Origin of the sequence: Thauera sp. 2A1 (assembly GCF_009469595.2) — a bacterium.
In the GTDB taxonomy this organism is placed as follows: domain Bacteria; phylum Pseudomonadota; class Gammaproteobacteria; order Burkholderiales; family Rhodocyclaceae; genus Thauera.
Map to the genome: position 1 here is coordinate 102,195 of NZ_SSXV01000005.1, position 14,348 is coordinate 116,542.

18 protein-coding genes are annotated in these 14,348 nt (G+C 64.7%); 8 read left to right on the forward strand and 10 right to left on the reverse strand.

The genetic code is table 11. The features are described from left to right. The first annotated feature begins 29 nt into the window (after positions 1-29). From GH664_RS06585 to GH664_RS06610, 6 genes are read left to right on the forward strand one after another with little or no spacing between them, the layout of a single operon-like run. The gene (locus GH664_RS06585; RefSeq protein WP_194270338.1) at positions 30-320 is read left to right on the forward strand and encodes a hypothetical protein; all 291 of its coding nucleotides are present in this window, start codon (positions 30-32) and stop codon (positions 318-320) included. Continuing rightward, on the forward strand, positions 317-1,510 hold the full coding sequence (locus GH664_RS06590) for an AAA family ATPase (protein WP_153167259.1): 1,194 nt from the start codon (positions 317-319) through the stop codon (positions 1,508-1,510). Before GH664_RS06585 ends, GH664_RS06590 begins: the two co-directional genes overlap by 4 nt. Then, positions 1,507-2,088, forward strand: coding sequence for a DUF4276 family protein (locus GH664_RS06595; RefSeq protein WP_153167260.1), 582 nt, complete (start codon positions 1,507-1,509; stop codon positions 2,086-2,088). The genes GH664_RS06590 and GH664_RS06595 overlap by 4 nt, the downstream gene beginning before the upstream one ends. A gap of 8 nt (positions 2,089-2,096) precedes the next feature. Beyond that, positions 2,097-2,288 carry a hypothetical protein gene (locus tag GH664_RS06600; RefSeq protein WP_153167261.1) on the forward strand — a complete coding sequence of 64 codons (192 nt, stop codon included), beginning with the start codon at positions 2,097-2,099 and terminating at the stop codon, positions 2,286-2,288. Beyond that, positions 2,285-4,297: an RNA-binding domain-containing protein gene (locus GH664_RS06605; protein ID WP_153167262.1), complete on the forward strand. Its 2,013-nt coding sequence runs from the start codon at positions 2,285-2,287 to the stop codon at positions 4,295-4,297. Before GH664_RS06600 ends, GH664_RS06605 begins: the two co-directional genes overlap by 4 nt. Beyond that, positions 4,294-4,998, forward strand: a complete 705-nt coding sequence (locus GH664_RS06610; RefSeq protein ID WP_228111407.1) for an N-6 DNA methylase — start codon at positions 4,294-4,296, stop codon at positions 4,996-4,998. Before GH664_RS06605 ends, GH664_RS06610 begins: the two co-directional genes overlap by 4 nt. Here the strand turns inward: GH664_RS06610 and GH664_RS06615 are convergent. From GH664_RS06615 to merT, 10 genes are all read right to left on the reverse strand, one after another. Continuing rightward, a complete protein-coding gene (locus tag GH664_RS06615; RefSeq protein ID WP_349769709.1) occupies positions 4,995-5,330 on the reverse strand; it encodes a YnfA family protein in 336 nt (111 codons plus the stop codon). The genes GH664_RS06610 and GH664_RS06615 overlap by 4 nt on opposite strands. A 24-nt stretch (positions 5,331-5,354) precedes the next feature. After that, entirely contained in the window at positions 5,355-8,342 is a 2,988-nt protein-coding gene (locus tag GH664_RS06620) for a Tn3 family transposase (RefSeq protein ID WP_153167263.1), read from the reverse strand. Positions 8,343-8,344: 2 nt separating this feature from the next. Next, entirely contained in the window at positions 8,345-8,905 is a 561-nt protein-coding gene (locus tag GH664_RS06625) for a recombinase family protein (protein ID WP_153167264.1), read from the reverse strand. A 130-nt stretch (positions 8,906-9,035) separates the two neighbouring features. Beyond that, a complete protein-coding gene (locus GH664_RS06635; RefSeq protein ID WP_153167265.1) occupies positions 9,036-10,025 on the reverse strand; it encodes a DUF3330 domain-containing protein in 990 nt (329 codons plus the stop codon). Next, complete coding sequence (gene merE, locus GH664_RS06640; RefSeq protein WP_153167266.1) at positions 10,022-10,258, reverse strand: broad-spectrum mercury transporter MerE; 237 nt, start codon at positions 10,256-10,258, stop codon at positions 10,022-10,024. Before merE ends, GH664_RS06635 begins: the two co-directional genes overlap by 4 nt. Further along, on the reverse strand, positions 10,255-10,611 hold the full coding sequence (gene merD / locus GH664_RS06645; protein WP_153167267.1) for a mercury resistance co-regulator MerD: 357 nt from the start codon (positions 10,609-10,611) through the stop codon (positions 10,255-10,257). Before merD ends, merE begins: the two co-directional genes overlap by 4 nt. Positions 10,612-10,628: 17 nt before the next feature. Continuing rightward, the gene (gene merA, locus GH664_RS06650; RefSeq protein ID WP_153167268.1) at positions 10,629-12,320 is read right to left on the reverse strand and encodes a mercury(II) reductase; all 1,692 of its coding nucleotides are present in this window, start codon (positions 12,318-12,320) and stop codon (positions 10,629-10,631) included. A 1-nt stretch (position 12,321) separates the two neighbouring features. Further along, on the reverse strand, positions 12,322-12,573 hold the full coding sequence (gene merF, locus GH664_RS06655; RefSeq protein WP_194270339.1) for a mercury resistance system transport protein MerF: 252 nt from the start codon (positions 12,571-12,573) through the stop codon (positions 12,322-12,324). 3 nt (positions 12,574-12,576) lie between these two features. Then, the gene (gene merP / locus GH664_RS06660; protein ID WP_153167269.1) at positions 12,577-12,852 is read right to left on the reverse strand and encodes a mercury resistance system periplasmic binding protein MerP; all 276 of its coding nucleotides are present in this window, start codon (positions 12,850-12,852) and stop codon (positions 12,577-12,579) included. A 13-nt stretch (positions 12,853-12,865) separates the two neighbouring features. Continuing rightward, the gene (gene merT / locus GH664_RS06665; protein WP_153167270.1) at positions 12,866-13,216 is read right to left on the reverse strand and encodes a mercuric ion transporter MerT; all 351 of its coding nucleotides are present in this window, start codon (positions 13,214-13,216) and stop codon (positions 12,866-12,868) included. Positions 13,217-13,288: 72 nt separating this feature from the next. Between merT and merR the strand changes: the two genes are divergently transcribed. Continuing rightward, on the forward strand, positions 13,289-13,738 hold the full coding sequence (gene merR, locus GH664_RS06670; protein ID WP_153167271.1) for an Hg(II)-responsive transcriptional regulator: 450 nt from the start codon (positions 13,289-13,291) through the stop codon (positions 13,736-13,738). 108 nt (positions 13,739-13,846) lie between these two features. Continuing rightward, positions 13,847-14,224, forward strand: coding sequence for a hypothetical protein (locus tag GH664_RS06675; protein ID WP_228111408.1), 378 nt, complete (start codon positions 13,847-13,849; stop codon positions 14,222-14,224). The last annotated feature ends 124 nt before the right edge of the window (positions 14,225-14,348 follow it).

Genomic DNA, 14,348 nt, shown 5'->3' on the forward strand with positions numbered 1-14,348 from the left:
CATCTGTTTGTCGTGCCACGCCACTTCCCATGACCCCCGAAGCCAAAGCCCGTAGCCGCATCGATGCCCGCCTTGAACGGGCCGGCTGGTCCGTGCAGGGCATGCAGCGGCTCAACCTCGGTGCAGCCCAGGGCGTGGCGGTGCGCGAATACCCCACCGACAGCGGCCCGGCAGATTACATGCTGTTCGTCGACCGCCAGCCGGTCGGCGTCATCGAGGCCAAGCGCGACGAGGCGGACGAGAACATACCCGCCGTCGAATCCCAGACCGCGCGCTACGCTGTCGCCAACCGCCGCAGTCCATGCAAGGTCCGTTCATGAAAATCGAATCCATCCGTCTCAAGAACTTCAAGGCCTTCCGCGACGTGCACCTGAAGGACATTCCAGCCTTTCTGGTGGTGGTCGGTGCAAATGGGTCCGGGAAATCGACTTTGTTCGATGTGTTCGGCTTCCTGCACGACTGCCTGAAAGGCAATGTCCGACAAGCGCTCGACAAGCGCGGCCGCTTCGGCGAAGTGCTGAGCCGGGGCTGCGACCCGAAGAAGGACACGATCCTCATCGAGTTGCAGTACCGCATGGAGATCACTGGCGTCGAGCGGCTGGTGACGTACTCGTTGGAAATCGGCGAGCGGAAAGGATTGCCAGTGGTCTGCAAGGAGCTGCTGCGTTACAAGCGCGGCCGCTACGGAAGTCCCTACCACTTCCTCAGCTTTGCCGAGGGCGAAGGCTACGCGATCACCAACGAGGAAGACTTCAACAAGACCGACGAGGAACTCGACCGCGAAACTCAGCGGGTCGCACCGGACACCCTTGCAATCAAAGGCCTCGGACAATTCGAGCGTTTCAAAGCCGCCAATGCCTTCCGCAGCCTGATCGAGAACTGGCACGTTTCCGATTTCCACATCAGCGCCGCACGAGGGCGCAAGGACGCCTCAGGGGCGATGGAGCACCTGTCGGAAACCGGCGAAAATCTGCCCTTGGTCGCTCGTTACCTGCATGAACAGCATGCCGAGATCTTCAGCAGAATCCTGGCGACGATGACCAAACGGGTACCCGGCGTGACTTCGGTCGAACCCAAGCTGATGGATGATGGCTACCTCACGCTGCGTTTCCAGGATGGCTCCTTCAAGACGCCTTTCCTCGACCGCTATGTGTCCGACGGCACCATCAAGATGTTCGCTTATCTGGTCCTGCTGCACGATCCGAAGCCGCACCCCCTGTTGTGTGTGGAAGAACCGGAGAACCAACTTTATCCGCAGTTGATGCCTGAACTCGCGGAGGAATTCCGTAGCTACGCCAATCGTGGGGGACAGGTGTTCGTATCCACTCATTCGCCGGATTTTCTGAATGCCATCGAACTCGACGAGGTGTATTGGCTGGTCAAGCAACAGGGCTATTCCGAGATTTACCGCGCGCGCGACAATCCACAAATTGCCGCCTACGTCGCTGAAGGTGATCAACTCGGCTATCTGTGGAAGCAGGGCTTCTTCGACGGGGTCGATCCGCGATGAGGGAACTCGTGTTTCTGCTGGAAGAGCCGTCGGCCAAAGCCATGCTGGAATCCCTGCTCCCCCGGATGCTGCAGGAGGACATCCGTTTCCGCTGCATCCCCTTCGAAGGCAAGCAGGATCTGGAGAAACAACTGACTCGCCGGATTCGTGCGTACCAGAACGAACGCGCACGCTTCATCGTACTGCGCGATCAGGACAGCCACCCCGACTGCACCGCGGTAAAGCAAGGTTTGCTCGATCTATGCGAGAAGTCCGGCAAATTTGCGCGCTGCTTCGTTCGCATTGCGTGCAGGGAGCTCGAGACTTTCTACCTGGCCGATCTGCAGGCCGTCGAACAAGCACTTGAGATCGACGGATTGACGCGGCATCAGAACAGCAGGAAGTTTCGATCCCCGGACGGACTCGGCAGCCCCAGCCGAGAGTTGAAGACGTTGACGGGCAATCGCTATGAAAAGGTCGCGGGCTCTCGGGCAATCGGCAAACACCTGCAAATCGACAATGCCCGCTCCGCGAGCTTTCGCAACCTCATCGCAGCCATCCGGCGTTGCGAAGACGAACTCCTGCGGGAAGCAGTCTGAATCCGACTGTGCGAAGCGGATCGAGTAGCACGCGCATCCACCGCGAACCCTACCTGCGCGAGATCGCCTTCTCCGGCCAGCTCGTCCCGCAGGACCCGGACGAATCGGCCAGCGTGCTGCTCGAACGGATCCGCGGCGAGCGGGCCGCGGGCACGGCGGGGAAGAGACTGCGAGGCCGGCGCATCACGGAGATGGCATGAACGACACATTGAACAGCCTCGATCTGGCGGGCCTGTCCGAGTCGGTCGACCTCGAGTGCAAGGCCGCCCAGGGACGCGATGGGCGCGGCGAGTTGCCGGACGATTTCTGGAAGAGCTACAGCGCCATGGCCAACACCGATGGCGGTGTGATCTTGCTGGGTGTGCGGGAGAAACCGCCCGGCAGCTTTCACGCGCTCGGCCTCGCCGAGCTCGAGCGCGTACGCAAGGCGCTGTGGGACAACCTGCATAACCGCAAGCAGATCAGCATCAACCTGCTCGGCGAGCAGGACATCGACCCCATCACCGTCGACGACAAGACCGTGCTGCGCATCCGGGTGCCGCGCGCGCCTCGTCAGTCGCGGCCGGTTCACCTCGGCAACAACCCTTTCGGCGGCACCTACCTGCGCCGTCACGAAGGTGACTACGCCGCAGACGATGAAGCGGTGCGCCGCTTGCTTGCGGAGCGGATCGAAGACTCGCGCGACGAGCGGGTTCTCAAGGGCTTCGACTTCGGCGACCTCGACCCGGACTCGATCGCGGCTTACCGCAACCGCTTCGCCGCGGTCAAGCCGGGCCACGTCTGGACCGATCTTCCGCTGCCCGATTTTCTCGAACGCATCGGCGCCTGGGGCCGGAACCGCGAGGAAGGCATCAGCGGGCTGCGTCTGGCCGGTCTGCTGATGTTCGGGCGGGCCGAAGTGATCCGCGATGCCCTGCCGCATTACATGGTCGACTATCAGGAGCGGCCGGAGGCCCGCACCGAACGACGCTGGATCGATCGGCTGGTGCCGGACGGAAGCTGGTCGGGCAACGTGTATGACTTCTTCCGCAAGGTCTACCAGAAGCTGACCGCCGACCTGAAGGTGCCTTTCCAGTTGCAGTCGGGGCAACGCATCGAAGACACGCCTGTACACGAGGCCTTGCGCGAGGCCTTGGTCAATACGCTCATCCACGCCGATTTTTCGGGCCGGGTTTCGGTGCTGGTCGTCAAGCGCCCGGACATGTTCGGCTTCCGCAATCCGGGGCGCATGCGCATTCCGCCCGAGCTCGCGATCCATGGCGGCAACAGCGACTGCCGCAACCGGCGGCTGCAGACCATGTTCCAGTTGGTGGGATATGGCGACCACGCCGGGTCCGGGTTGCCGAAAATCTACCGCAACTGGGCAGGCCAGCATTGGCGCCGGCCGGTGCTCTACGAACTGGCCGAGCCAGAACAGACGCTGATGGAATTGCGCATGAGCAGTCTCGTGCCGGAGCGGGCAGTCGCCGAATTGACCACACGACTGGGCAATCAGTTTGCCGCACAGGCGGAGACCGGACGTCTCGCGCTGATCACGGCTCAGGTGGAAGGACTGGTCAGTCACGACCGGCTCAAGCAGATCACGACCGATCACCCGGCAGATCTCACGAAACTGCTTGGGCAATTGGTGCGCGACGGCCTGCTGATCCCGGACGGCACGGGGCGAGGCATGGTCTACTTCCTCCCCTGGCACCGCCAGACGATGGCGGCGGCCTTCGATGCGACGGATTTCGGGAGCCGAATGCCTGGAGCCGAACCACCGGAGCTCGGTATCGAACCACCGGAGCTCGGTATCGAACCACCGGAGCTCGGTATCGAACCACCGGAGCTCGGTATCGAACCACCGGAGCTCGGCGCCAAACCACCGGAGTCCGATACCAAACCACCGGAGCTCGCAACCTATCACGACTGGAACGCCATTCCGGCCGATCTGCAGGAAGCGTTGCTGAAATTGGCCGCGCCGGTTGCGCGGCGGCGGCGGACGAGTGCGGAGATCCTGCGCACCACCATCAGGACGCTGTGCACCGGGCGTTTCCTCGGACTACGGGTTCTGGCGCACGCCCTGCAGCGCGACGCCGACGACCTGCGCAAGCGCACGCTGACCCCCATGGTCCAGGAAGGCGCGCTGCTTCCCGCCTTCGCCTCGACGCGCGATCCGCGTCAGGCATACACCGCCGCGGTGACGGACACGACAAGACTCGACAGTTGAACACCGCCTCCCTCATCCAGAAAGTCTGGAACTTCTGCCACACCCTCAAGGACGACGGGGTGGGCTACGGCGACTACCTGGAGCAGCTCACCTACCTGCTGTTCCTGAAGATGGCGCACGAGTTCGCCCAGGAGCCCTATGTGCGCGAAAGCCGCATCCCCCACGGCTACGACTGGGCCAGCCTGCGCGGCCGCACCGGCGAGCCGCTGGAGGCGCACTACCTCGCCACGCTGCACAGGCTTGGCGAGCAGCCCGGCATGCTCGGCGCGATCTTCTTCAAGGCGCAGAACAAGATCCAGGACCCAGCCAAGCTCGCGCGCCTGGTGCAGATGATCGACGCCGAGAACTGGGTCGGCATGGACACCGACGCCAAGGGCGACCTCTACGAAGGCCTGCTGCAGAAGAACGCCGAGGACACCAAGAGCGGGGCAGGGCAGTACTTCACCCCGCGCGCGCTGATCCAGGCCATGGTGGCCTGCATGCGCCCCGCGCCGATGAAGACCATCGCCGACCCGGCTTGCGGCACCGGCGGCTTCTTCCTCGCCGCCAACGAATGGCTGACCGGAACCGGCGAATGGATCCACCGCCACAGCGACTGGCTCGGCCACGAGGCGCAGCGACTCACCCGCACGCAGAAGGCCTTCCTGCGCGACGAGACCTTCCAGGGGTCAGCTCACGAAACGGAAAAAATCGTACGCTAAGCCTTGTCGTGCCAGCCCAGCACAATGATTGACATGCCAAGTAGCGCGACTCCAGCCCCAGCCCAATCCAGCGTGGACAGCTTCACGCCATCGACGACCCGAAGCCAAACCAGCGCGGTAGCCACATAAACGCCGCCATAGGCGGCGTAGACGCGGCCACTGGCGGCTGGGTGTAACGTGAGCAGCCAAACGAACAGCGCCAAGCTCATCGCTGCCGGAATCAGCAGCCACATTGGCCCGCCTTTGCGCAGCCACAGGTAAGGCAGAAAGCAGCCGACGATCTCCGCAAGCGCTGTTGCGATGAACAGTCCGGTCGTTTTCAGAATCAAGATCAGCAGCTCCACAGTTGATAGACCTTACGAAGACATTGCCAGTGGTGCCCCTTCAAGCAAACGCAGCGGCCGGAACTTGCCCTGCTCGACGTGTTTGTTCTGCCGCCAGATGTAGTCGCCGGTCAGGTTGATGTGCTCCCAACCGAGCGGCGAGAGGTGCGGTAACAGCTTTTCGTCGATGTCCTTGCCCGGGTCCCGCAGCGCCTGGACCGCCCGCTCCAGATAGACCGTGTTCCACAGTACGATGGCGGCCACCACCAGGTTGAGGCCGCTGGCGCGGTAGCGCTGGTTCTCGAAACTGCGGTCGCGGATTTCGCCGAGGCGGTTCAGGAACACGGCGCGGGCCAGCGCGTTCTTGGCCTCGCCCTTGTTCAAGCCGATCTGCACGCGGCGGCGCAGCTCGACGTTCTGCATCCAATCGAGCGCGAACAAGGTTCGCTCGATGCGCCCCAGCTCGCGCAAGGCCACGGCGAGGCCGTTCTGGCGCGGGTAGCTACCGAGCTTCCTGAGCATCAGCGAGGCCGTCACCGTGCCCTGCTTGATCGACGCCGCAAGGCGCAGGATTTCGTCCCAATGGGCGCGGATGTGCTTCACGTTGACGCTGCCGCCGATCAGGCCGGCGAGCGTCGGGTACTGCTTGGCGTCGCCGTGGATATACAGACGCTTGTCGGTCAGATCGCGGATGCGCGGGGCAAAGCGGAAACCCAGCAGGTGCATCAGCGCGAACAGGTGATCGGTGAAGCCGGCCGTGTCAGTGTAGTGTTCTTCGATGCGCAGGTCGGATTCGTGGTACAGCAGCCCGTCCAGGACGTGGGTGGCGTCGCGCACCGTGGCGTTGATGACCTTGGTGTGGAACGGCGCGTACTGGTCGGAGATATGGGTGTAGAACTGCACGCCCGGTTCCTGGCCGTACTTCAGATTCACTTGGCCGGCGGCGTGCCCCCGGCCACCGGCCTTGAAGTTCTGGCCGTCCGACGACGACGTGGTGCCGTCGCCCCAATAGGCGGCGAACGGCTGACGGAACTGCGCGTTGACCAGCTCGGCCAGCCCCGCCGAATAGGTCTCGTCGCGGATGTGCCACGCCTGCAACCAGGTCAGCTTGGCATAGGTCACGCCCGGGCAGGATTCGGCCATCTTGGAGAGCCCCAGGTTGATGGCGTCGGCCAGGATGGTCGTCAGCAGCAGGTGTTGATCGTCGGCCGCCGCGTCGCTCTTGAGGTGCTTGAAGTGGCGGCTGAACCCCGTCCAGCCATTGACTTCCAGCAGCAGCTCGGTGATCTTCAGGTGCGGCAGCAGGCTGTACGCCTGCTGCATCAGCGCTTCGGCCTCGTCGGGCACGCCGTTGTCCAGCGGCGAAATCTTGAGCCGGCCGGTGCTGGTGATGGCGGCGTCGGGCAGCTCGTTGGCGGCGGCTAGCCGCTCGACGGTTGCTAGTTGCTCTTGCAGCACCGCGAGCCGCGCCTCCAGGAAGCGCTCGCAGTCGGTTGCGACGGCCAGGCCCAATTCCCGTTGGTCGCGCTGCGCCGCGAAACGCGGCGGCGGCAGCAGGTAGTCCTCGAAGTCCTTGAACTGGCGCGAGCCCTGCACCCAGATGTCGCCGGAGCGCAGCGAGTTTTTCAGCTCGGACAGCACGCACAGCTCGTAGAAGCGCCGATCCAACCCGTCTTCGTTGCGCACCAGGCTTTCCCAGCGCTTGCGCACGAACGACGTGGGCGCATCGTCCGGCACCTTGCGCGCCTGGCGCTCGTTCATCCCTTTGAGCACATCTACGGCCGCGAGCAGCTCGCGTGCCGCCGGCGCGGCCTTCATGGTCAGCGCTTCCAGCAGGGCCGGCGTGTAGCGCCGGAGCTGGTTGAAGCCGTCGCCGACCAGCGCGAGGAAGTCGAAGCCTTCCGGCTGGGCCAGCAGCTCGGCCTCGGTGATGCTCTCGGTGAACACCCCCCACGGGATGATGGCCTCGATGGCGGCGAACGGATCGCCGCCCGACTGCTTGGCTTCCAGCAGGGCGCGGCCGATGCGCGAGTAGAGCCGCACCTTGTCGTTGATCGCCTTGCCGGACTGCTGGAAGCGGTCGGCGTGGTTGCGCTTGGCCTTGCTGAACAGCGCGCCCATAAAACGGTCGTGCAGGTCGATGATCTCGTCGATCAGGGTGGCGCGGGTATCGAGAATCACCGCGGACAGTGTCGCATAGCGGCGGCTCGGCTCCAGGTCGCGCAGGTGCTGGGCCGTCATCTGTCCTCCTTCGCGGGCGAGCTTCAGCAGGCGGTTTTGGTGGACGGTGTGCTCCAGCCCATCCGGCAACGCCAGGTCACGGAGGGTCTTCAGCCGCTCCAGGTGGGCCAGCACATGCTTGGGCTTGGGCGGGCCGGGCGGCTGGCGCAGCCAGATTAGCCCGCTGCCCTTGGTGCCCTCGCGGATCGCCAGCAGACCGTCGAGCGCACGGCGATGGTGATCGGCCAGCGGCGCGGTCAGCGCCGCGTACACCTGGCGCGTGCCGCGCGTGAGCGCCTCGCTACATACACGCTCGATGACATCGATGGCCGGCAGGATGATACGTTGCTGCCGCAGCAGCTCGACCAGCGCTTCGGCCAGCACGATACCCCGGTCGGTCTGCTGGGCCAGCTCGGCGAGCTGGTGGACGAAGCGCCGGTAGTCGGCGGCCGCGAACGGCGTCAGCTTCAGCCACGCCTGTAACTCCAGCAGGTGCTCGCGCCGGGTTTCTGGCCGCTGTGCGTACTGCGGCCAGATGTCCGGCGCGATGCGCAATTGCCGGCCGACGATGTTCAGCAAGGATGCGGGAGGCTCCGCGTCCGGCGGCAGAGCGAAGCCGGGATAGCGCAGGTAGCACAACTGCACCGCGAAGCCGAGCCGGTTGTGATTGCCGCGCCGCTGTCGGATCACCGATAGGTCGGGTTCGGAGAAGGTGTAATGCTGGATGAGTTCGTCGTCAGTGGCCGGGAAGGCGAGCAGGCCGGTGCGCTCGGCGGGCGTCAGCAAACTGCGACGGGGCATGGTCAGTCATCCGTTCTCAGGTATTGGTACAGGGTTTCGCGGCTGATGCCGAACTCGCGGGCGAGCTTGGCTTTCTGCTCGCCGGCGGCAGCCCGCCGGCGCAGCTCGGCCCCCCGTTCCGGCGACAGCGCCTTCTTGCGGCCCCGGTAGGCCCCGCGCTGCTTGGCGAGCGCGATCCCCTCGCGCTGCCGCTCGCGGATCAGGGCGCGCTCGAACTCGGCGAACGCGCCCATCACCGACAGCATCAGGTTCGCCATCGGCGAGTCCTCGCCGGTGAAGGTCAGGCTCTCCTTGACGAACTCGATGCGCACGCTGCGCCGGGTGAGCTTCTGCACCAGGCGGCGCAGGTCGTCGAGGTTGCGCGCCAGGCGGTCCATGCTGTGCACCACCACGGTGTCACCCTCGCGCACGAAGGCGAGCAGCCGTTCCAGCTCAGGGCGCTGGGTGTCCTTGCCCGACGCCTTGTCGGTGAACAGCCTGTCCACCGGCACATGCTCAAGCTGGCGTTCCGGGTTCTGATCGAAACTGCTGACGCGGACGTAGCCGATGCGCTGACCGTGCAAGGTGACCTCCTGAATGGAAAGTGTCAGGAAGAAATCTATAACCCTTGACGGGGCGTGTCAATCAATTCTGAATGTGACTCTATTCTGACGCTTTCGCGCGGGATGGTCTGACGCTAGGTTAGGGTATGCCTCAATCTGACAAATGCGGACCGCCGGCGACGTGAGCAGCGTCGGGTTCGGTCTCGGCCTTGGCGCGTGCCCGGAAGCGTTCATAGCAATCCAGCCCGCAGAAGTGCTCGACGTATTCCGCGCCTTCCGGGGTGAAGGCGGCATCGAGCGGAATCTCCTTGCAGCACACGCAGCAGGTAGCGGTGGACGGTTGGTTGGCGTTCATGATGGCGCTGCTCCTTTGGCTGACGAAGCAGGTGAACTCATCCGCCGGCATCGGCTTGGCGAACAGAAACCCCTGCCCCGCGTCGCAACCGGCGTTGCGCAACTGCGCGAGGCTCGCCGGGGTCTCGACGCCCTCGGCCACGACGTCCATGCCGAGACCGTGCGCGAGTTGGATCACGCTGCCGACGATGGTCCGGTCGCGGGTGTCATCCGCGAGGCCCGCAACGAACGATTGGTCGATCTTGAGCGTGGTGATCGGGCAGCATTTCAGGTGGCGCAGGCAGGAATAGCCCGTGCCGAAATCGTCGGCGGCAAAGCGCACGCCGATGGCGCGCAGCGAGTCGAAGACCGGAAAGGTGGCCGGATCGCCGAACGCGACCGATTCGGTCAACTCGATTTCCAGGTACTCGGCGGGCAGACCGGCATCGGTCAGTGCTTGTCTCACCTGCTCGCCGAATGCCGGCCCGACCTGGCTTGCGGATACATTGACGGCCAATCGGAACGGCCGCCAATTCAACGCCAGCCAGCGCTGCATCTGACGGCAGGCTTCACCCAGCACCCACGCGCCGATTTCGGACATCAGCCCGGACGATTCGGCCAGTGGCAGGAACGCGCCCGGCGGCAGCAGGCCAAGGCTCGGGTGCCGCCAGCGCAACAGCGCTTCCGCGCCGGCAATTCGGCCGCGGCGCAGTTCGACGATGGGCTGGTAGTGCAGCTCAAGTTGCCGGTGCTCGGCCGCCTGGGCCAGTTGCGCCGCCGTCCAGCCATCCGGCTCGTAAGCGCTCATGATCTTCCCTTGAACGCCCGCATCGCCCGCGCCAGGGACAGGACAAACAAGCCGGTCAAGCCGAGCGCCGCAATGCCCCAATGCTCGCCGAGGAACGCCCCGGCGGTGGTGCCGGCGAGCACAACGGCGAGAATAGGCAAATGGCAGGGACAGGTGAGCACGGCAAGCGCACCCCACAGGTAGCCGGTAAGCGGCTTGCGTGTCTCGAGGGAAACTCGCTCCGAACTGTTCATGCCGAAATCTCCGACGTGCTGTGCGCCAGTTCGGTCAACTGCGCGTCGAGCTTCGCCAGCGCCTGGCGTCGGCGCTCGACCTGCTGGCACAGGTCGGCCAGACGCGCCGACGCCTCATCGCCGTCAGCGGCGTCCAGTGCCCGGCACAACCGCGTCAGCAGGTCGAGGCCGATGCCGGCCTCCAGGGCGGCTCGCACGAAACACAGCCGCTGCAAGGCGGCCGCGTCGAACACCCCGTAGCCGCCGGCGGTGCGCGCCACCGGCCGCAACAATCCACGCACCATGTAATCCCGCACGACATGCACGCTCACGCCTGCGTCATCAGCCAGTCGGGACACCGTGTAGGCGTTCATCGAACACCTCCTGTTCCTCACCCGGCGCAGCAGGACAGCTGCTTCACGTCCTTGTTGAACGTCTGCGCCGCGAGCTTCAACCCTTCAACCATCGTCAGGTACGGGAACAACTGCTCGGCCAGTTCCTGCACCGTCATGCGATTGCGGATGGCGAGCACGGCGGTCTGGATCAGTTCGCCCGCTTCCGGCGCCACCGCCTGTACACCGATGAGCCGTCCGCTACCTTCCTCGATGACCAGCTTGATGAAGCCGCGCGTGTCGAAGTTGGCGAGCGCGCGCGGCACGTTGTCGAGCGTGAGCGTACGGCTGTCGGTCTCGATGCCGTCGTGGTGCGCCTCCGCCTCGCTGTAGCCCACGGTGGCGACCTGCGGGTCGGTGAACACCACGGCTGGCATCGCGGTCAGGTCTAGGGCCGCGTCACCGCCAGTCATGTTGATCGCGGCACGGGTGCCCGCCGCGGCCGCCACATAGACGAACTGCGGCTGGTCGGTGCAGTCGCCGGCGGCGTAAATGTGCGGGTTACTCGTGCGCATGCCCTGGTCGATGACGATGGCGCCCTGCGCGTTGAAGGTGACGCCCGCCGCTTCGAGGTTCAGGCCGCGTGTGTTCGGTGCGCGGCCGGTGGCGACCAGCAGCTTGTCGGCGGCAACGATGCCGTGCCCGGTGGTCAGTACGAATTCCCTGTCCGCATAAGCGACGTGGCTCGCCTGGGTATGCTCCAGCACCTCGATGCCCTCGGCACGGAAGGCGGCGGTGACGGCCTCGCCGATGGCCGGGTCTTCGCGGAAGAACAACGTGTTGCGCGCCAGGATCGTGACCTGGCTGCCCAGCCGGGCGAAGGCTTGTGCCAGTTCGACGGCCACCACCGACGAGCCGATCACGGCGAGCCGCTCGGGGATGCTGTCGCTCACCAGTGCCTCCGTTGATGTCCAGTACGGCGTGTCCTTCAGCCCGGGGATCGGCGGCACGGCCGCACTGGCGCCGGTGGCGACCAGGCAGCGGTCGAACGCCACCACGCGCTCGCCACCTTCGACCAGGCGCACGGTCAGGGTGTGTTCGTTCTTGAAACTGGCCTCTCCGCGCAGCACGGTGATGGAAGGATTGCCGTCCAGGATGCTCTCGTATTTGGCGTGGCGCAGTTCATCGACGCGCGCCTGCTGCTGGGCCAACAATCGCCCGCGCAGGATCGCCGGCGGGGCGGCTTTGATGCCGCCATCGAACGGGCTTTCCCGGCGCAAATGGGCGATGTGGGCGGCGCGGATCATGATCTTGGACGGCACGCAGCCGACATTGACGCAGGTGCCGCCGATGGTGCCGCGCTCGATCAACGTGACCCGCGCGCCTTGCTCGACGGCCTTCAGCGCCGCCGCCATCGCGGCACCGCCGCTGCCGATGACAGCGATATGTAAACCACCCCCATCGCCGCCCGCCTTGTCGCCACTGCCCAGCCACTCGCGCATCTTGCCGAGCAACCCGCTTCCCATCGCGGCGGGCGGCGCATCGGCGAGCGCGGCCCGGTAGCCAGCTGCTGCGACTGCCGAGACGAGCATCGTCGGATCAAGCGCCGGCTCCCCGCTCACACGGGCCAAGGCGTCAGGGTACGACACCTCCGCCTTATGAACACCGGGCACGGTGAGAAGCACCTTCTCGACGTGGTTTGCGCAGGAATCGCAAGTCATCCCGGTGACGTGCAGAACACGGCCATTCATTTCATACCCCCTTCTTCTGGTTCAGTCCGATTTCAACTTCGCAGCAGGCCGCTTCCGCCCGCCGGCGACGCCAGGCGTAGATCGTGATACCAACAAAAACGACGAGGGCCGGGATCAGCACGTAATCGAGCCACCCGGTCCAAGCGGACAGACCCACGACGCCGAGCGCAATCACGAGCACGGGGGTCGCGCAGCATATGGCGGCGATCACCGAACCGGCGATGCCGGTCTTGAGCAAGGTCCGGTTATCCATGGCTTACTTCTTGAGGCCGGAGGGATAGCCGGCGTCGGCGGTGGCCTTGGTGAGAGCTTGGACGTTGGTCTTCGTATCGTCGAAGGTGACGACGGCCTCGAGCTTCTCGAAGCTCACCGCGGTCTTGCTCACGCCTTCGACCTTGGAGAGCGCTTTCTTGACCGTGATCGGGCAGGCGGCGCAAGTCATGCCGGGCACCGACAGCGTGACAGTCTGCGTGGCGGCCCACACCGGGGCAGCAACGGCGACGAGGACGAGGGAGGCAAACAGCTTTTTCATGGCGAACTCCTGATCAGTAGAAAAATGGCACGACGAAGGGAAAGGCGAGCGCGACCAGAACCAGCGCGACCACGATCCAGAACATGAGCTTGTAGCTGCCCCGCACCTGTGGAATCGCGCACACCTCCCCCGGCTTGCAGGCTTGCACCGGGCGGAAGATGCGCCGGTAAGCAAAGAACAGCGCCACCAGCGCCGCGCCGATGAAGATCGGGCGGTATGGCTCCAGCACAGTCAGGTTGCCGATCCAGGCGCCGGAAAAGCCGAGCGCGACCAACACGAGGGGGCCGAGGCAGCAGGTCGAGGCGAGGATGGCCGCGACACCGCTGGTGGCCAGCGCGCCACGACCGTTCTTGGGTTCCGACATAAAGCTTCTCCTTCCGGGTCTTTGCTTGATGTTGTAACGTTACTGCCGTAGTCAACTACGGAGTCAAGCGGTATGGAGAACGATCTGGAGAATCTGACCATCGGCGCCTTCGGCAAGGCGGCCGGGGTCAATGTGGAGACGATCCGGTTCTATCAGCACAAGGGCTTGCTGCCCGAGCCGGCGCGGCCCTATGGCAGCATCCGCCGCTACGGCAGGGCGGATGTAGCACGGGTGAAGTTCGTGAAATCAGCCCAGCGGTTGGGGTTCAGCCTGGATGAGATCGCCGAGCTGCTGCGGCTGGAGGATGGCACCCACTGCGACGAAGCCAGCCGCCTGGCCGAGCACAAGCTCCAGGACGTGCGCGCCAAGCTGGCCGACCTGGCTCGCATGGAAATCGTCTTGTCCGAGCTTGTGTGTGCCTGCCATGCACGGAAGGGGAACGTGTCTTGCCCGCTGATTGCGTCGCTGCAAGGGGAGAAAGAACCTTGCAATGTCGGTAGCCGAGAGGCGGCTACCCCTTAACGTACGTTTTTTTCCGTTTTCTGAGACGACCCCTTAAAGGGCACCTTCGGACCTTAGCGTACGATTTTTCCCGTTTCGTGAGCTGACCCCTTCCACGGCAACGAGATCGTGGCGGCCACCCGCCGCCTATGCCTGATGAACCTCTTCCTGCACAACATCGGCGAGCTGGAAGGCGAGCCCTCGGTCGAGCGCGCGGATGCGCTGATCGCCGACCTGCGCGACTTCGTCGCCTGCTACAACCCGGCGAACCGCCACGAACGCAAGGAAACCGAGCGCTTCCGCTACTTCGCCTATGAAGAGCTGATCGCCCGCGACAAGGCCAGCCTCGATGTGTTCTGGTTGAAGGACGACAGCCTGGACAAGCTCGACGATCTGCCGCCGCCGGACGTGCTGCAGCAGGAGATCATCGAACACCTCGAAGCCGCGCTGGCCGCCTTCCGCGACGTGGCAGCGGCGTTGCCGAAGTTTGAAGGGCAGGGGCGCTAGGCATGAGCAGCATCGGGCATTGGGGCACGGGCGATCTGGAACTCACGCTGCACACACCGGCCGACCTGGAGAAAGCCAAGCCACTGATTGAAAGGGCTTACTCGGAGAGCTGATCCGGCACTGC